14 protein-coding genes are annotated in these 19,281 nt (G+C 45.1%); 6 read left to right on the top strand and 8 right to left on the bottom strand.

Annotated features, from left to right (window positions below):
* Nucleotides 1-175 precede the first annotated feature (175 nt).
* The 8 genes from C3V36_06235 to C3V36_06270 all read right to left on the bottom strand — a co-directional run bounded on the left by C3V36_06235 (nucleotide 176) and on the right by C3V36_06270 (nucleotide 10,031).
* Complete coding sequence (locus C3V36_06235) at nucleotides 176-1,510, bottom strand: glucosylceramidase (GenBank protein AVM68868.1); 1,335 nt, start codon at nucleotides 1,508-1,510, stop codon at nucleotides 176-178.
* 18 nt (nucleotides 1,511-1,528) lie between these two features.
* A complete protein-coding gene (locus C3V36_06240) occupies nucleotides 1,529-2,881 on the bottom strand; it encodes a glycosyl hydrolase (protein AVM68869.1) in 1,353 nt (450 codons plus the stop codon).
* Nucleotides 2,882-2,890: 9 nt separating this feature from the next.
* A complete protein-coding gene (locus C3V36_06245) occupies nucleotides 2,891-3,718 on the bottom strand; it encodes a sugar ABC transporter permease (protein AVM68870.1) in 828 nt (275 codons plus the stop codon).
* A complete protein-coding gene (locus C3V36_06250) occupies nucleotides 3,715-4,551 on the bottom strand; it encodes a sugar ABC transporter permease (protein AVM68871.1) in 837 nt (278 codons plus the stop codon). Before C3V36_06250 ends, C3V36_06245 begins: the two co-directional genes overlap by 4 nt.
* A gap of 171 nt (nucleotides 4,552-4,722) precedes the next feature.
* The gene (locus C3V36_06255) at nucleotides 4,723-6,060 is read right to left on the bottom strand and encodes a sugar ABC transporter substrate-binding protein (protein AVM68872.1); all 1,338 of its coding nucleotides are present in this window, start codon (nucleotides 6,058-6,060) and stop codon (nucleotides 4,723-4,725) included.
* A gap of 12 nt (nucleotides 6,061-6,072) precedes the next feature.
* On the bottom strand, nucleotides 6,073-7,053 hold the full coding sequence (locus C3V36_06260; protein AVM68873.1) for a LacI family transcriptional regulator: 981 nt from the start codon (nucleotides 7,051-7,053) through the stop codon (nucleotides 6,073-6,075).
* 236 nt (nucleotides 7,054-7,289) lie between these two features.
* Nucleotides 7,290-8,480 carry a hypothetical protein gene (locus tag C3V36_06265; protein ID AVM68874.1) on the bottom strand — a complete coding sequence of 397 codons (1,191 nt, stop codon included), beginning with the start codon at nucleotides 8,478-8,480 and terminating at the stop codon, nucleotides 7,290-7,292.
* A gap of 78 nt (nucleotides 8,481-8,558) precedes the next feature.
* Nucleotides 8,559-10,031 (bottom strand): bifunctional metallophosphatase/5'-nucleotidase, encoded by a 1,473-nt coding sequence (locus C3V36_06270; GenBank protein AVM68875.1) that lies wholly within the window; start codon nucleotides 10,029-10,031, stop codon nucleotides 8,559-8,561.
* Nucleotides 10,032-10,532: 501 nt separating this feature from the next.
* Here C3V36_06270 and C3V36_06275 point away from each other — a divergent pair.
* The 6 genes from C3V36_06275 to C3V36_06300 all read left to right on the top strand — a co-directional run bounded on the left by C3V36_06275 (nucleotide 10,533) and on the right by C3V36_06300 (nucleotide 19,255).
* Nucleotides 10,533-10,913 (top strand): GntR family transcriptional regulator, encoded by a 381-nt coding sequence (locus C3V36_06275; protein AVM68876.1) that lies wholly within the window; start codon nucleotides 10,533-10,535, stop codon nucleotides 10,911-10,913.
* Nucleotides 10,910-13,501 carry a hypothetical protein gene (locus tag C3V36_06280; protein ID AVM68877.1) on the top strand — a complete coding sequence of 864 codons (2,592 nt, stop codon included), beginning with the start codon at nucleotides 10,910-10,912 and terminating at the stop codon, nucleotides 13,499-13,501. Before C3V36_06275 ends, C3V36_06280 begins: the two co-directional genes overlap by 4 nt.
* A gap of 150 nt (nucleotides 13,502-13,651) precedes the next feature.
* Complete coding sequence (locus C3V36_06285; GenBank protein ID AVM68878.1) at nucleotides 13,652-14,323, top strand: CPBP family intramembrane metalloprotease; 672 nt, start codon at nucleotides 13,652-13,654, stop codon at nucleotides 14,321-14,323.
* A 384-nt stretch (nucleotides 14,324-14,707) separates the two neighbouring features.
* A complete protein-coding gene (locus tag C3V36_06290; protein ID AVM68879.1) occupies nucleotides 14,708-16,558 on the top strand; it encodes a hypothetical protein in 1,851 nt (616 codons plus the stop codon).
* A 641-nt stretch (nucleotides 16,559-17,199) separates the two neighbouring features.
* Entirely contained in the window at nucleotides 17,200-18,411 is a 1,212-nt protein-coding gene (locus C3V36_06295; protein ID AVM68880.1) for an aspartate kinase, read from the top strand.
* Between the two features lies 1 nt (nucleotide 18,412).
* A complete protein-coding gene (locus tag C3V36_06300) occupies nucleotides 18,413-19,255 on the top strand; it encodes an undecaprenyl-diphosphate phosphatase (GenBank protein AVM68881.1) in 843 nt (280 codons plus the stop codon).
* Nucleotides 19,256-19,281 lie beyond the last annotated feature (26 nt).

A 19,281-nucleotide genomic window follows, 5' to 3' on the forward strand; every position in this document is an offset into this window, starting at 1 on the left:
ATTTCCGGTTAAAACAAGTTTTCCGGTCGTATCAGTCAGAAATATCTGCGGCCTGAACTATAGAGAAAATTAAGAAACAGAGTTTAAAATTTTTATATTTTTCTGAAAAAGCAATATAAAAAATGAATAGCGGTTGTCTTACCCAAAACAAAGTTATGTTTGCCAAAAGATGAAGCTACGCTAATGCAACTGTCGTTATAGATTCGGCCAAAATAGAAACGGAAAGAAGCTGGCCGTTGATGCGGATGGTTAGAGGAAGAGCTTCTTTGCTTTGATTTTGGATCACAATAACGATGCTTTGGTCGGGGTTTTGAAAAGCAACTTGTTCTAACACATCCGTGTAAACTGTTGAGGCAATTCGCCGGGCAAAAGGCTGAATAAAGCGGCTAAAATGCGAAATATAATGAAAGGAGAGCTGATAAGATAAGCGTTGCTCCTGAACATGACAAATTACAGGGGCATGGCAGTAGTTACCGACATAATTTGGTCCACCGTGTTCGTCAAGACAAATATTCCAATCTAAAAACATATTCATTCCGGCTGCAAGGTTCCCAATCATGTCATGACCGTAGAGCTGAGCATGTTTTAACTGATTGGCATCAAAACGGCTGTATTCAATGCAACTTTCTGAAGATATCAGCTTAATGCCGGGAAAATGTTCCCGAACCAAGCGCAAAGCATCAAAATGGTCGCCGCTGTACCAGTGGAAGGCGGCGCCGGTCACAATTGGCAGCGCTTGCTCGGTTAAGACAGCTTCTGCCCGATCAAAAAGCCGTTCTTTATTGTGATCCCAAATATAAATCTCAATATGTTCCAAATGATTTTTAATCAGGCAGGGATATAGGTAGTCCAGAAGAAAAAGTCTTTCTTCTTCGGCACTGAATAAACAACTGTCCCAAGTTTGGACGGCATTTGGCTCGTTTTGGATAGTAAGAGCCTGTACTTGAATTTCCTGCTCCTGATAGGACTGAATATAACGGCACAAGTAATGAGCCCAAGCGGCATAATATTCTTTTTTTAAGTGTCCACCGCCTATGCGGCTGTGGTTAGTTTTCATAAATGCCGGTGGTGACCAAGGCGTTAAAATAACCGGCAATGGTTTTCCGGCGGAACGATAGGCCTCTTTAATCCAGCGGATATTTCGCCGGAGATCATGTTCCAGAGAAAAGTGCCGGAAATCATGGTCGAGGGGATCATTGACAGCAGCGTATTGTTCGGTAGAAAAATCGCAGCTGTCAATATGAGTCCGGATGCTCTGGTAACCAATTCCATCTGGGCCAAAGTAAGCATCCATCACCTCCCGAGCTAGTTGCTTTGGCATTTTTTCCAGAGTGGCGGCAACGGCATCGGTGATGGCTCCGCCAAAGGAGTCAATACTCTGGTACTGGATATGGGGGTAGAGGTTAAGCAGATTTCGTTCTTGACCGGTATCGGGCTGAACGGGGATATGCTTACTATTGAGAAAAACAGCCGTATTGTTGAATAAAGTACTAATTTGCGTTGCTTTCATAGGATTACCTGCTTTGCTTTAATAGGGTAAAAGGATACTGTTTATGGATTGAGGTTCCAAGTCAAATACATAGGATTCTGTTCCGTGCTGGAACTTTACCGAAAATATCTTAGAAAAGGGATTATATAACTCTAAAATTAAGCTTTTATCAGGGTTTTCAAAGACCAAAGCGTTTCCGGAGAAATTCCCGTTAATACCCAGCCGGATAGCGCCCCGCTGGATATAAGCGGAAAAATGTTTCATAACATAGTAGTCTGGATTGAAAATCACTTTTTTTGTCGAGGGTTCAATGGTAATCATAGCATTTTGGGGGTCGCCCCAAGTACTGACACCTCCCGGTTTAAGCACAAGGTTCCAGTAAAGGTAGCTTTCTGCTCCGTTGCCGATATAATGCTTGAGCATAGTCCAAACATAACGGGCATATTCCCAAGTATTGTCACCGAATCCGCATTCATTCTCGGACTGCATCAGCCGGATTTGAGGATACCAGCTTTCAAAGGTGCGTTGGATGGCAATTTTTCCTCCCCATTGGTAACTAACACCGGAAATATAAGAAAGGGCTTTGGGATCGGACAGAACGGTATGTGCAAAAAAGTCATAATCTTCAGTTGCCCATTTATCAAAGATTAACCGATTAAAATCACAGCCGGGAGCATTAATCGTCCCCAACCAAAGCTCAACCTCCGGGCAGGAACTTCTTAAAGCAGGGCCCAGATAATCCCGAATAAAATCTCGCAGTTCTTCGCCGGTCCACATACAGGAAGGAAACTTTTGGTTAGCGACGGGTTCATTTTGAACATGAAGCTGAGTAACAAAGATATGATTTTGAGCATAGCATTTTAAAAACTGAATTAAATAGTCGGCATAGGAAGTTAAAATTTCCGGTTGCCAGATTAATTTACCCCAATTATATACAGGTGGATACTTCATCCAAGTGGGAGGGCTCCAAGGAGAGGCCATCAGCTTTAGATCAGGATTTTGAGTCAGTGCCGATTGAATATAAGGGATTAATGCCTGTTGGTCTTGTTTAATTGAAAAATGGCTTAAATCATAATCATTTGGAGTTTCGTCCAGACTATACCAATTAAAAGAATAGTCATTGGCACCGATTGGCAGACGGCAAATATTGAGCTTAGCGCCGTTGCCGTCGGGGGCAAAAAGTTCGGAAAATAATGCTTTCTTTGAGCTTTCGGATAAATAACTGAGAGCCTGCCAGCCCAGTTCGTTAAAACATGCGCCGAAACCATACATTTTTTGGTAGGTTTGGCTGGTGACGGATAATTCGGCATCACAGCGGCCAGTAGTACATCCCGGTTGCTTCGTGCCCCAGTGAGTGGATGAATTTGACCATTTCCAGATGATTTCTTTCATAAATGCTCCTTATTTGTCAGAACCAACGGTCAGTCCATTGATGATATAATTAGAAAAGAAACAGAACAAAACAATAACAGGAAAAATACTAATAGCAATTGCCAGATACATTGCTCCGTAATTGCTGAGATAAAGGCCCTTGATCATAGCAATCATGACCGGAAGAGGGTAAAGAGCTTTATTAGTCATAATAATCAAAGGGCCGATATAGTTGTTCCAGCAGGAAACAAAATTAAAAATACACATGGCGGCAACACCTGGGGTAATGCAGGGCAAGACAATATGATTAAAAATGTAAAACTCAGAGCAGCCTTCCATTCGAGCAGATTCCAGCAGGGAATCGGGAATGCTTTGTTCAATGATTCCCCGCAGAAAAAAGACCGTGACGGCACTGGCCATACCCGGTAAGATAAACGGCAGATAAGAGTTTAAAAGACCAAGTGTTAAGTTCAGCTGATAAAAACCAATGACAGTTACTTGAACAGGAATCATCATTGAAATCAGGACAATCGCAAATAAAAAACGTTTGCCGGAAAAACGGTATTTAGCAAAGGCCAGAGCGGTTAAAGACCCAAAGTAAGCGGTAAATAAGGTATAGGGGACGGTAATAAGAATACTGTTGGCAAAACCCTGCCAAATATTGACAAGGGACTGCATGGTTCGGTAATTTTCAAGTGAAAAAACTCCGGGTAAAAGATTTAACTTTGTGACAATATCAAAACTAGAATGGGTGGCGTTGATCATTACCAGATAAAAAGGAATTGCGGAAATTAGCAGCAGGATCAGTAAAAGACTATAAATGAAAATTGTGGAAAAAGAAAATACTTTTTGTCTCATGGTTTAAGCGTTCCTCGCTTTCGCATAACTTGAAAAGAAAAGAAACTAAGCAGAGCAATAATGATAAATAAACCGACGGAAATGACCGCGGCGTAACCATAGTTATGATTTTTAAAGCCTTGGTTATATAAGTACATCGAAGTAGTCAGTACTGCTTTGCGCGGGTCACCGCTGCCGTTGGAGAGGGTTGCGGGTACGTCAAACAACTGCATGCCGCCGATAACGGAGGTAACTGTCAAATACAAAAGTGTTGGCTGAATCAAAGGGAGAGTAATATAAAAATAAGTTTGCAGACGACTGGAACCATCAACCATAGCGGCATCATAGATACGGGGATCAATGGTCGTGATGCCGGCCATAACGAGGATAGTGGTGTAGCCGAACCACATCCACCACTGGATATAAGAAACCAAACCGGAGGTAAAAAGCTCACTGCGAAAAAAAGGGAAGGGTGCTCCGGGTATTTTCAGGGAAACTAAAATATAGTTTACAACGGATTTATTGCCGTCAAACAAGAGATTGAATAAAAGTCCGACCGAAGCGGCGGTAATTAAATTAGGCAAATAAAAAGCGGCTCGGAAAAAGCGCATACCCTTTACTTTATAAAAAGTAAAAATTGCCGAAAGAATTAAAGCGGTCAGCATTTGCGGAATAAAATTAAAAATCCAAATTCGAAAAGAGTTCCAAAGGGAAAGATAGAAAATTTCGTCACCAATCAAGCGCTCAAAATTTTTCCAGCCAAGTTGCCGGGCTGGTGATAAACCGTCCCATTTGTAAAAACTTAAAATAAATGTATATAAAATCGGATACAGGCTGAAAACAAGAAAAACCAGAAAAAAGGCGCAATAAAGAAATAAGCATTTCGATTAATCTTTCGTTGATAACTTATTTTTTTTGTCTTTTTCATGTTATACCTCTGGAATGAAAATGATAGGTTTGCCAGTTGCTTGATTTTAGAAACAAGAAACTGGCAAACACTAGCTATTGCAAGGGATAAAACCAAGCTATTGGATGATTACATCAGGGTAGGCATTGGCAACATCCTTTTTAAACTGAGAAATCGCCTCTTCTTTACTCAAGACTCCGGTAGCATAGTCTTTTGTTGCCGACAAAAAAGCATTATTAATTGTTCCGTCATAGCCGGTCATCAAATCGGCGGGTAGTTTTTGCATTTGTTCGTTATAAAAAGCAAAGGGATTTTGTCCGCCTAAAACTTCCTCGCCGTCACCGGCAGCCAGAGCGCTGTCAGCCGATTTAGAGGAAATATATTCTCCGGATTTGGCACCATAAGCTTGAAGAACGTCGCTGTCCAAGCAGCAATATTTTAAAAATGCCCAAGCCAAATCTTTATTCGGGCTGTCTTTATAGATTCCAAGCCAAGTACCTCCTTTTACATAGGGAACCGGACCTTGGCACATTGCCCATTTTCCTTTGGTAGTATCGGCTCCTGGTTTTATGACGAATTGATATCCCCAAGAGGGCAGAACATAGCAGAAAGTATCGGTGCTTTCTACAGCGGCAATCCATTCCGGCGACCAAGGATCAACGCCCAAATCATACCCTTTTTTAGTGATTGTTTTAGCCATATCCATAAAATTCAGCATGGATTCATCGAGCACCAGCTTGTTATCTTTGATCCAAGGCTGTTTGCGGTTGGAAAACTGCATATTCATGATATCTTGCCAACTGGCAAACATTTTGATGTTCTTTTCTTTCAATTTAGCAGCAATTTCCAGCATGGCTGCGTTACTGGATAACATAGCTCCTACTTTTTCCGGATCATCCGTTCCCAAAACTTCTTCAGCCATATCTCGGCGATACATAATTGAGCCGGGGCTGGCTTGCCAGCTGAGAGCTCGCAGGGTATTACCGCTGTCGGTACCGACGCTGATGATATAATCCCATACGTCGGCGGTTTCGGCCTGATAAGGCGCTGCGCGAAGATTATCCCAAAAACCGGATTCTACCAAGTACTTAACATAATCAGATTCCCCTGTAAAAATATCAGGTGCTCCTTGGCCGTTGGCCAAGGTAGGAGTTAATTTAGCAATAAAGTCAGAGTTAGGAACGACAGTAATATTTACAGTGATGTTGGGATAGATTTTATTGAATCCTTCCACGAAACGATTTAATTCCTCACCGGATGACCAAACTTCTAAGTTACCGGATAAAGCGGCAGAGTTTTCTTCGGCAGTCGGAGAAACGGCAGGATTATTGTCAGGTGCCGTTTTTTCGGTGTTCTTTGAGTCTGGGGCGGCGGGCGGAGTATTAGTGGTGGTACAGGAAGTCAAAGAGAAGCCAATAATCAGTGCCAGAACGCTTGCCAATAATTTTTCACTCATTGTTTTACCTCCTTAGATTTGCTTTTTGATAAACTGAACCGAATTACCCAAAAGCAATTTGGGCGGAACGGTTTTTTTGATGATTTTTGTTCGGCCGTTAAGCCGCTCAAGCAGAGATTCCGCCAGCATCATACCAAGATTGTAAATTGGTTGATGAATAGTGGTTAACTGCGGCTTAGCCAACATTTGATGACCCAAACCGTCATAGCCGACTAAGGAAAAGTCTTTCGGAATGGAATAGCCCAACATCTTTAATTTAGAAGCAACACCGATAGCAATGGTATCAGTTGCACAGAAAACAGCGGAAATATCCCGATTTTGAATCAATTCGGCAGCGATGCTTTCTCCGCCTTCAACACTGTTGACGGTGTAAAAAACCAAACTTGGATCATAAGCTAGGCCGGACTGCTGTAAAGCTTGTTTATAACCATCCAAACGGTCGGCAGTATAATCCTTATTCTCTAAAACATTAATCATAGCAATTTTTTTATGCCCCTGGTCAATTAAATGCTGGGTTCCGGACTGCCCTCCGGCGATATTATCAACGTCGATGCAATCAATATCCGGCAGAGACGTGTGGCCGAAAAGGACAACCGGACGGCAGCGCTCTTGGGCGTATTGCGCAAATTCTTTAATTTCATTTTTTAGCAGACCTGTGACGATGTATCCGTCACAGAGATGCTCTTTTTTTCTATTCCGCAAAATTAAAAACGAATAATAATGTTCACTTAATACTTTGCTTACACCGGCAATTAGGTGCATAACAAAAGGATTAGACAAGTCAATGCTTTCTGGAATGAAAACGTCAATAATTCCGGAACGGCTGGCAGCTAAGTTTTTGGCGGCTAAATGAGGAGAATAGCGTAACTGAGCCATGGCTGTTTCAATGCGCAGCCGGGTTTTTTCTTTGACAAGATTCGGATTATTGATCACTCTTGATACGGTAATAGGAGAAACTCCGGCTAAATCGGCAACCGCCTTTAAAGTTGACACTGAATCACTTCCTTTCCCAAAATGATAGCGCTATCATTTCTTTCTAAAAATAAAATAACACGTTTCAACCCGGAATTCAATAGCAAATAGGATTTTTCATCTAATTTTAGAAAAAATTACCAAGAATGCATTTAAAATTTCAGAACAAATTACAATAAGTTAATTTTCAATCAAAAACCGCGGTCACCAGTTAGGCATGACCGCGGTTTTTTGGAATGATATAAGTTTAGATTCTGTTATCTCTGCATTGCTCCGCCGCAGGAGGGGCAGACCAGAGAACCGGTGGAATTAACGGCGCCGCAGAAAGGACAAGCGGCTGCCATTCCGGCTTGTTGATAGCCCATTCCGGCTTGCTGATAGCCCATACCGGGCTGCACCATGCCGGGCTGAACCATACCGGGCTGAACCATACCGGGCTGAACCATACCGGGCTGGACCATACCGGGCTGGACCATGCCGGGCTGGACCATACCGGGCTGGACCATACCGGGTTGAACCATACCGGGCTGAACCATGCCGGGTTGAACCATACCGGGTTGAACCATACCGGGCTGAACCATACCGGGCTGGACCATACCGGGCTGAACCATACCGGGCTGGACCATACCGGTCTGATAAGCCATGCCGGGTTGAACCATGCCGGCCTGATAAGCCATACCGGGCTGAACCATACCCGCTTGCATGCCCATTTGTCCCATCGCCGGATTGCCGCCGCGAATTTGTTCGCACAACTGCATGACCTGTGCGGCTTGCTGATAAGTCTGCATCAGGTTATAGTCAGAGGTATTGACATCAATTCTAATCTCATCAATATAGGGGTGATTTACCTTAAAATAAAGGTTTAATCCGCTAATCGGTTTTAACTGGCCGGTATTGCTGTCATAGGCGTTGGACTCCCGCCGGACATACATCTGCAGCTGCGGCGATAAATTAAGAGCATTGGCGTTAAGGGTCTGTTGAGCGATTTGCCGGGCACGGGCTTGATTAACCTGTCCGGTCCGGTTGTCAACAGCGTCTTTGCTGTCAGGTACACCATCGCCGTCGGAATCACGGGAACTGACAAATTCATAGTCTTCCGTGATATAAAAATCAACCAGTTGGTCAAAGTTGAAAACTTCCGGGTTCTGTTCCCGATAATCTGCGCCGTAGGCAAAGTAAAACCAGCGATGATTGGCATCCACTACCAATTCGGAATTGGGGCCGGCGCCGGCAGTTCTTTGAAATTGAGCAAACTTTTGCCGGTTTTGTTCCCGGGCAGCTAAGTGTTGTTTCACGTCGTCAATGGTACGTCTTCCCCAATTAGAAGAGAAGGAACTTAATTTTTTGCGGCAGGCCGAGCAAAGAAAGCCATCGGACAGCTTTAACCTGGTTAATAAATTTACACTGTTGTTACATAGCTCGCAGTATTTTTTTTCAAATAATCCCATAATTCTCTCCTCCTAAAATAATTGCTTATTACCTCAGCTGGTGCAGGAAAATCCGTGTCAAAGCTGATTAGAAACGATTTAATCCAAAATAGTTACCCGGCCTTCAACATCCTGACGGATCGCTTTGTGAGAGCTTAAATATTCCTCCAGGATATCCAGACAGGAAGTGGAAATTACCTTGGGGATAGCAAAAGTTTTGATATGATCAAAACTGACGCCAAAAAAGCTTTCCAAATTGCAATAATGATAATTTTGCAGACCAACCGTGAAAATGTCATCATTAGCCATTTCCTTGCCCTGATAAGTCAGGCTGACTATTTCCTTGCGGGAACGGGAATAGGTGAGCTTTAATTCATGCGATAACTGATAAAACTCAGTCTTGTCCAAAAAAGCATCGTCGCGCAGCATATAAAGCATCATTTGGCGGAAGGTTCGGCCGTCCACTTTCAGCATATAAACACCGTCGTCATAGGGGAAAATCTCGGCTAAACCGCCGTATTCAACAATCGGACCTAACTTTGTGCCGCGGATGCTGCCGGAACCGAGCAGCATAATGTCTACGCCCAGGCTGTTTTTAAAAATATCGGCAAACAGATTTCCCAGCGCCGTTTCGGTATTGCGCTGCGGATGCGTTAAAGGACGGCTGAAACGGGTGACAATGCGGGCGTATTTCTGGTCGGTTACATCCTTGTATTTGCGAATCAGGTGTTCCATCTGTTCGTCTACCGGACAGTGCCGGTTGTCAATCGGAATGCACTGCCACTGGTAGCTTTCAATGCTGTTGGTATCGGTGTTGACAATGATGTCAAACCGCCCGATTTGGTCGGTACCGACCCCGGCCTGGGCAATCGGGATACCGGCAACAGTATAGGGCTGATCCATTAAGGTATGGGAGTGGCCGCCGATAATCAAATCAACGCCCCATTCCGGCCGCAGTAGTGCAGCCAGCTCCTTATCGGCCTCAAAGCCGATATGAGTTAAGAGAACGGTAAAATCAATGTCGATTCGATTATAGGTGTTGCAGATTCGGCCGACTTCCTGTGCCGCTTCTTCAATTCCGATAAAGGAGCCGATCAGGTGATCCTGTTTGGCCTGTGCTAAAACGGCGTTAGTGATGATGCCGATAAAAAGGATTTTCATGCCGTCGATTTCCATGATGTAATAAGGCGAAAACAGGCGGGCATGATTGGTTTTGATAAACAGATTGGCGTTGATAATCGGAAACTGGGCACATTTTTCAATAAAAAGCAAATGCGGGATGCCGTAATCCAGTTCATGGTTGCCGATGGTAACAATGTCGGGTGCTAAGGCGTTCATAATTTCAATGGTAGAAATTCCTTTGTATTCGGAGTCAATGATTGAGCCGCGGAACATATCCCCGGCAATGGCATAGATTACATTTTGCTCCGATTGCCGGACTTGATTGATATAGCCGGACAGCATAGAAACACCGCCAACCAGTTTGTCATCAACCTGTTCGGCTAAAAAATCACCATGCAAATCATTGGAATGAAGCAGTGTTAATTTTTTTAAATGCGGTGCGGAGCTCATGCGATTACCTCCCCGGCGGGAAAGCAGCAAGAACGAGAAGAATATTTGGATACCAAAATAGAATGATTTAAAATCATAGCGTACTCTCCTTATTTGAATTTTTTATAGTTCCCTATCCTTTATCGGTTGAAATTTTTTATCTCTTTTACACAGCTTGTCTAAGCGGTAACGGTTTTTGACAACAGAGCCAAAAGCTGTATATTCAACTGTAAATATTATAGCATATTTTTATATAAAATGCGAGAGTTTTATAAAAAAAATTAGCAAAGTACCGACTAGCTCATTGCTGTCCAGGCAAGTTGTTCGTGGAATTGTAAAAGTATGCTTGACTTTGTATTATTTGTATTATATAATGTAATACAAATAATACAAAGCGGCAGCGGAATATGTCCTGATTGCGAAACAAAAAATAAAAGCGGCAGACCAAAGAGCTAATGAAGGCAGGCGGAATAAAGTAGCCGAAGCAGCCGAAACACCAGAGCAGCCAGAAAGGAGAATGGGATGATTGCTTTAAACTTAAACAGTGAAATTCCGATTTATACCCAGCTGCGCAATCAAATCGTGGAAGCCCTTGCCCGGGGCGAGGTGGCACCGGGCGAGCCGCTGCCGACGGTACGACAGCTGGCGGAGGATTTGGGCATTAACCCGATGACAGTTAATAAGGCCTATGGCGAACTAAAGCACCAGGGGTATCTGGAAACAAACTTAAAAAAAGGAACGCTGGTTAAGCAGCGGGAAGCGGCAGATCCTGATTTTTTGAAAAAAATAGAGCCGCAGCTGCGCCTTTTGATTGCAGAAACTGTTTTGCATGGCGTACCGCGGGCTGATTTTATGGCGGCGGCAGAGCGGATTTATTCACAGTTTTCGGAGGTGGCATTATGATTATTGCATTTATTTGTTTGATTTTTTGCATACTGACCAGTGTGGGCGTGTTCCATTATACTTATGCTATGGCGGCGGATAGAAACCGCCAGGGGATGCGGCTGCTGGTGACGATACCGGCCGAGGTTGACAAGGACGGGGATGTGCAGCAGATCATTCAGATGTATCGACGGGACTTAAAAAGCCTGACTTTAAAGCTGCTGCTGGTCGGGGGGCTCCTCAGCGCCGGTTTCCTTTGGCCGAGACCGTCAGATTATGTTATATTATTTATGCTGCTGGCCTATGCCTCCTTTTTAGCGCCGATGGCTTTATACGCAAGTCTGCTGCAGCGCTGCCGGCAAAAGCTGCTGCGGCTAAAGGCCGAACGGGGCTGGAGCTGTCCGGCGGCGACAGAGCCGGTAGTTTACGCGGATTTGATGACCAGCCGACTGAAAAACAAAAAAACGCCGTCGAATATCCTGTTTGCTTTGCCGGCGTTGGGGAGTGCTGCAATTTTTTGGGCTTTTCCGCAGGCAAGGCAGGGCAATATGCTGCTGGTTCTCTTGGGTGTTAATTTGCTGATTCATGGGCTATGCTTCGGGATTCATTATTTTATCGCGCACGCGCCGGCCAAGGTGTACACTGCCGACAGCCGCGTTAATTTGGCGCTCAATCAGGAATATCGCCGCTGGTGGTCGGTCGCGTATTTGCTGCTGTCATTTTTGCAGACGGTACAGATGTTTTTGCTTGTCATTTTTCATTTTCGCTTTATCGAAGAACCGAGCCGGTTGGGCACGGACTTTTTGGTGATTTGCATGGTCATGGCTCTGGTGCCGGTACTGGTGGTTTTGGCGGCACATCGCCGGATTCAGGCGCAGGAAAAGGAACTGCTCAGTCAGGTCAGCTTACCGGCGGCCGATGAGGATAATTATTATGAGTTTTGCGGCATATACGGCTTTTATTACAGCAATCCTCATAATCCGGCATTGATGGTGGAAAAACCCTTCGGCATCGGCAGTACGCTCAATATTGGTCTGGCCAAAGGACGACGAATTTTTACATTAACGAAAATTTTGTTTACTGCGCTATTGGCCGGGATTTTTCTGATTGTGGTGTTTGAGGACTTTATTCCGCCGGTGATGCAGGTGAGTGCGGGCAAGGTCAGCGTTGCCCGAACGCTCTATCCAGTTGAATTGACGGCCCAGCAGATAGAAAATATCCGGCTGATAGAGGACAAATTTGCCGGTAATAGGCTGTATAAGAATGTCGGCAGCGCTACCAGCCGCTATTTGCGGGGTAATTTTCTGCAAAAAGGAAGTCCGGTGCGGCTGTATCTATTTCCAAACAGCAGTCCGTATTTATGCTTTCAACTAAAAGATGCAGACAGCCGGCAGTTGTACTTTAACTACCAAGATCCGGATCAGACGCGGGCGCTGTGGCAAAAGCTGAAGGCTAACTTACCGGCGGCGCTCTTTACTGATGGACAGATGGTCGAAAATGCTACCGACTTAACCGATAACGAAAAAAATAACAATCCGGAAGCGGCGCCAAACGCAGTCGGGGAGCAGACAACGGAAAACCCGGCCTCAGAAGCCGAAAATTCGACAGAGTCAAACGATAACCAGCCGAAAGCGGAAAATACATCAGCTAACGCCGAGCGAGCAGCGGAATTGGCGGCCAAACGTCAAGCAGTGACCGAGGCGGAGCTTGATTATTCCATTCCGGCGGGGCAGGGGAGTTTACATGCGGTTTTGAATCTGCCGGAGGGTGCGGCTCCGGTGCCGGCCCTGCTTTTTATCGGCGGCTCCGGCCCTGCGACCAAGGAAGGCATTGCCAATATTTATTTGGATACGGCGATGCATTTACTGGAGCATGGCATTGCCTGCGTCCGCTATGATAAGCGGGGGATTGCCCGATCTGCTTCGGTCGTTGATGCCGTCAAAGACGAGGATAAAATGGTGATTGAGGATTTTGTCGGCGATGCGGCAGCTTTGCTTCAAAAAATGAAAGCCGATCAGCGTTTTTCCAAAGTTTATGTGCTGGGGCATTCCGAAGGGGCGCTGGTGGGAACGCTGGCTTTGCAAAAGGCGGCGGCGGACGGGCTGATTTGTTTGGCCGGAGCCGGCCGCAACATTGCTGAAGTCACCCTGGAGCAGATTACGGCCAATCCGAATAATCCAGCGGAACTGGTGGAAAACAGCCGCCGGATTATAGCGGAATTAAAGGCGGGGCGCACAGTCAGCGAAGTACCGCTGCTTTTGAACTCATTGTTCCGGCCGTCCGTTCAGCCATATTTGATTAGCTGGATGCGGTATGAGCCGGCCGAAGAGATAGCCAAGCTCAAAGAAGCCCCGATTTTGATCGTGCAGGGCGGTAATGATATGCAGGTGCAGGTGATTGACGCCGAAAATCTGCACCGGGCGGTGCCGGAAAGCCGTTTGGCGGTGCTGCCGGAAATGACGCATATGCTCAAAAACAGTGCGGTTTCTAAAGATGAAGTGTATCGGAACATGGTTCTTTCGCGGAAATATTTGGCGGTTTACCAAGACGACAGCCTGCCGATCGCACCGGAACTGATTGAGGAAATTACCGGATTTATTGGGGAGTAGCAGGAGTTATAGAATTAAGGAGAACACTTAACCACTATTGAGTGCAAGGTGTTTTGCTTAATTCTTTTTTATTATGGAAAGAATTAGCAATTTATGATATACTAAAAAACTGAAAATTCCGGTTAGAGTTTTATTGGGAGGACCGATTAGATGAATAATGAAATATCTATTGGAAAAGGCATTCTATGGGTGCTTGTTTGGGTCGGGTTTATGATTATTTATACGGCTCTTGATGTTTTGATATGGAGAAAGATTGCCCCTAAATATAGCGGGGTTTTAAACTTAATGACTGTTGTTTTATGTGCAGCGATATTTCTTAATCTGTTAATGACAAGAACAAATTTCAAGCTTCATTTATTTTCAAATATCTCTCTTCAAGGAATTATATTAGCGTTAGGGTGTTCTGTATTATTTTATTTTCTTTTAGATAAGGGATTAGATCCCATATTTGAAGATTTATTTCCATCAAGTAAAGAAAATTATCAACAAGTCATTGGCTTAATAAAGGGCTCGCCGATTGTCAGTTTTCTCGATTTTTGCATACTCGGACCTATTATTGAGGAAGTTTTAATGAGAGGATTCTTGCTTGACGGTTTATCCACAAATCACGGAAAAATTATTGCCTTACTAATATCTGCTGCATTTTTTTCAATACTCCATTTTAATATCGCTCAAATAGTACCTTCATTTATATGCGGCATAATTTTAGGGTTACTTTATTATCATACCGATTCCATATTTTCTTGTATCCTTGCGCATATAGGATATAATACGATTTCGTATATGGTGATAATGTTGCCGATTATAAATCATCATAAATAGCTTAATTTTAGTGCAATCGAACTATTAAGATACTCAACTTTCCCCTGTCGAAAGGCTCCGCCTTTCTGCCTGTGCGGGCGGTCTACCCTGTCGAAGCACTGCGTGCTTCTGCCCGGGCGGGCAACCTGCCTAAAAAAGACTGTTCTGGCAAACATGGGAAAGTTGAGTTAAGATATAAATGTTTTGTTTATAATTTTATTCAAAAGGGGACGAAATTGAAAAATATGCTTTGTGCCAAATCTTGACACAGGGTTATTTTTGGTATAATATCATTTTTGATGGGGATTGCCGGAAGAAAAAAATCAGGATGGCTTTACCCCAAAACAGAAAATCCGGGTTTCCGGTGGTAAAATACAGAAAACAAGAGAGACAGATGTTGCTTAAATGAGCGAAAAGGAGGTAGAGTGTATGAAAAAAAGGTTAAGTATAATTTTCGGATTATGCATTATCTGGTTGGCCGCAACGACGGTGCAAGCCGCAACCATTCCTGATTCCGTTAAAAATCAGAAAATGTCGGGTCAGATTTTGCAGGATCTGAATATTATCAAAGGTACGGAAAGTGGACTGGAAGAAGACAAGCCTTTAAACAGAGAGCAGGCGATTGTGATATTGATCAGACTGCTCGGGCTGGAAAAGGAGGCGCAGGCCTTTGAAGCCTACGGCCAATTCAGCGATGTTCCGAAAACACATTGGGCTGCCAAATATGTGGATTTTGCCTATCAAAAAGGATTGACCAATGGCATTGGTAATAATCTGTTTGGGGTGGGCCAACCGGTCAATCGCAAGATTATGGCGACTTATATGCTTAGGGCGTTGGACTATACGGCCGATTGGAGCAAGGAAGATATTATGGCCAAAGCCAGAACTCAGGGCATTACTCTGGATACGGGCGATGGTCAGGAGGGAATTATCCGGGGGCAAGCCTTTATTTATATGATGAACGCGGTTGCCATCCCCAAAAATGGGAGTACCGCTATGATTTTGGGAACGGAAGATTTAAAGACCTACCAGGACAAGGTCAGTCAAACTCAGTTTGAAAATTGGAATAATCCTGCTCCCAAGCCTAATCCCACTCCCGATCAGCCAAAACCGATCGCGGTCAGCAGTACGTTCAAACCGGTTCAGCTGCCGCCGGCTTTAAAACCGATCGCGGCTCAAACATACCTTTATGATGAGCTGAATGTTCAGTTTAATACTTTGGTTGCGTTTCCGAGTAAAAGTAATTTTGAGTTTACGGTGGACGGCAGGAGAATTGAAGACGCCAACTATAATATTTCGCCGGGCGGCAATAGTATTCGTTTTAAGTTCTCCAATCAAAATTTACATGGGAAAACCATTATCTGTAAAATAAAAGGACTAAAGGCGTCCGACGGCAGATCGGCAATTTCCGATGCAACGATTAAAGCCGAATTTAAAGACTTTACCCCGATTAAATTTGTGCAGGCGGAAGTGTTAAATAATAAGAGCTTTAAAGGAACTTTGAGTGTTAATGTCATGCCGCCGGATGGTCACAGAAAAGGCACGGAAGGACATGAGGTTTACAGCGACGGCAGGCTGATGCAGGACAAGGTGGATTATGATTTAAGCTGGGGCGGCAAGGAATTTAAAGTCACCTTTAAGAACCCCGACGTTTATCCGACCAGACAAGCCAGCTTAAAGATTTGGGGTTATATGACTTCGCCCTATCATAAGTTTATGGATGATCCGGATACGATAGAGCTTGATTTCAGCGCATTTGAAAAGAAGGAGATCCCGCTGCCCGAGGTGAAAGAACCGGAACCGGCCGAGATCGTGGTTGAAAACCCGCCGATTGATAAAGAAGTGGTGTGGAAGGGTGTTCAGGTGGTAGAGCAGCCGAAAAATGAGCCGGAACCGGTTCAGCCGGTGCAAAGCTATGAAGAAATCAGGAGAGGCGTTAGGATTAAAGCGCAGCCGATTGTGGTGATCGGTCAATCCTACAGCGACAAGAGCATTTGGCTTACGACGGATGGTAAAGTAGGATCGGTCGAGGGGCTGAGATTGGTTGATTATAAAGGAAATGAAATTCCCGTCACTTATAAACCGTTTGAAGGCGGGGAAGGCGAATACAAGTATTATGGCTTTGAGGTTATTCCGACAAGTGGAAGAATGATGGATTTTGGCGGATTTGAAGTCTTTGTAGAAAGACTGTATGAATCTACCAATCAGGTTTATACCGGACCTTTCTCCATTTATATTTATCAGATTATTAATTAAAATTCAGCTTTCCCATGTTCGTCAGAACAGTCTTTTTTAGGCTCGTTGCATGGGCAGGAACGGAATGCGATTTGCGAAGCAAATTGCGAGAGTGAGTCCATGCAGACCGCCCGCCCGGGCAGAAACGCAAAGCGTTTCGATCAGGGCACCCGCTCTCTGAGCGGGATAGAGCCAAAAAAGACTATGGCAGAATGCCCGCCCGGGCAGAAGTGCGCAGCACTTCGATCAGGGGAAAGTTGAGTTAGAAACTAAACGACAAAAGATAATTTCATTTAAAACAAAGGGTTGCTGCATTATTTCAATTTCAACCGTTATTGTTATAGACAATAGTTTGGCTGGAAATAAATGCAGCAGCCCCTTTTTTTGCTGAGCGGCATTGTTTTTAGCTTGTATATTTAACCATCTCCGAGGGCGGTTTAACAGAAAGACATTTTCTGAAGCAAGTCATTTTCCGAAAGGAAAAACAAGAAGAAATTTAAGTTTTTATTGTAAAGGCGGGTGTTTTTCTGTATAATATTATCGGAAAGGCTGGTTCTCTCCTGTTTTTAGCCATAGGTTTCAAAAAGCAGGATAACAGGCAGTTAAGATGATGTGGTTGACCTAAGTTAAGAAAATAAACGGGAAAAGAGTTTAAAGTAGTTATGAGAATTATCATTCAAAAGTTTGGCGGCACCAGTATGGCTGATGAAAACGGCCGGAGTTTTGTGCTGGAAAAGATAAAAAAAGCAAAAGAATTATTTGATGGTGTGGTGGTGGTGGTTTCGGCTATGGGTCGGCTGAACTCGCCCTATGCGACGGATACCTTGCTGTCTTTGCTGGGCGGCAATCAAGGCAGCTTAAGTAAAAGGGAACTGGATTTGCTGATGGGTACCGGTGAGATTATTTCGGCGGTGGTTTTATCAGGTGAGCTGCAAAAGGCCGGCATTGCCTCGGAAGCATACAGCGGCGGCCGGGCGGGTATTATTACGGATAATAATTATACCGGGGCGGAGGTGCTGTCGGTTGACGCCGTCCCTTTGCGGGCGGCACTGCGGGAAGGTCTGGTGCCGGTAGTGGCTGGCTTTCAGGGACGCTCTTTGGAAGGGGAACTGGCCACCCTCGGCCGAGGCGGTTCGGATTTGACGGCGGCGTTGCTGGGGGAAGCGCTGGACGCGGAAAAAGTAGAGATTTATACCGATGTCGACGGGATTATGACGACCGACCCGAAGCTGTGCGGTCAGGCTGTAACCTTAGAGGGAATCAGCTATAATGAAGTCTTTCAGATGGCGGACAGCGGCGCCAAGGTTATTCATAAAAAAGCGGTTGAGGTTGCCCGGCGTGCGGGGATTCCGCTGATTATCAAAAATACTTTCAGTGAACACAAGGGCACGGCGATTACCGAGTACCGTTATTTAAACCAGACGGGTAAGCACCGGCCGATTACGGCGATTGCCTGCCGGACGGAACGGGTGCAGTACCGGATTGAGGGCAAGCTGGCGGACGAGGACTTTTTTCGGGAACTGGCGGCAGCGGGAGTGTCGATTGATATCATCAATATTTTTCCCGATTTGCGGGCATTCACCATTGATGCCGATAAAACCGGTGCGGCTGAAGCGGTGCTGCAAAAATATGATGCCTGCTACCGGCGGACGGATGGCTGTACCAAAATCAGCCTGATTGGCGAAGGCATGACCGGTGTGCCGGGTGTGATGGCCAGAATCCTGTCGGCTTTGATGAAGCGGGGAATTGAAATTTTACAGACGGCGGATTCGCTGTCAACCATTGCCTGTCTGATTTCCAGTCCGCAGACGGCGGCTGCGGTGGCAGCTTTGCATCAGGAATTCGGCTTGGGAGAAAAGGCAGGGGAGAATTAAAATGGAAGTTTTAAAGGCGATTATTATGGGGCTGATTCAGGGGCTGACCGAGTTTCTGCCGGTCAGCAGTTCCGGCCATTTGGCAATTTTCGGCAATATGCTGGGCTGGCAGGGCAGCGGCATTTTGTTTGAGGTGCTGCTTCATGTCGGCACATTGGCAGCGGTTTTTGCTGCTTTTTATAAAGAAATTTTGGATTTAATCAAGGAAGGCTTGTTATTGGTCGGGCGCTTTGTTTTGGCGCTGACCGGCAAAATAAAATGGCGGCAGGTTTTAAATAATGACAAAAAATACTTTGTCTGCTATATTTTGTTGTCGATGATTCCAACGGCGGTTTTGGGTCTGCTGCTCAAAAAGACGATTGAAGAGGCATACACCGGTACGTTGATTCCGGGGCTGGGACTAATTCTGACCGGTGCAGTTTTGCTGTATACGATTAAGGTGCCGGCGGGTAAAAAAGCCGAAAAGGAGATGAGCTTTTGGGATGCGCTGCTGATTGGCATAGCGCAGGGATTTGCTACGCTGCCGGGCGTGTCCCGGTCGGGCTCAACCATTGTGACGGCCAGAGTTCGGGGGCTGACACCGGAGCTGGCGGTGCGGTTTTCTTTTATTATGTCGATTCCGGCAATTTTGGGAGCGGCAGTGCTGCAAATCCATGACGGCGCAGCCGAGAGTTTAAGTGCCGGGACGTTGGGGCTTTATCTTTTGGGAGCAGTGGTAGCGGCGATTTCCGGTTTTCTTTGTATTAAATGGCTGTTGGGGATTATCCGTAAGGGAAAATTATATTACTTTGCGTATTATTGCTTCGGCATGGGTATCCTGGCGATTATCCTGAGCCTGATCTAAGGGTTAAAGTTCGGACCGGTTTACCG

The sequence above is a fragment of the Lachnospiraceae bacterium oral taxon 500 genome (assembly GCA_002999035.1).
Taxonomy (GTDB): domain Bacteria; phylum Bacillota; class Clostridia; order Lachnospirales; family Vallitaleaceae; genus W11650.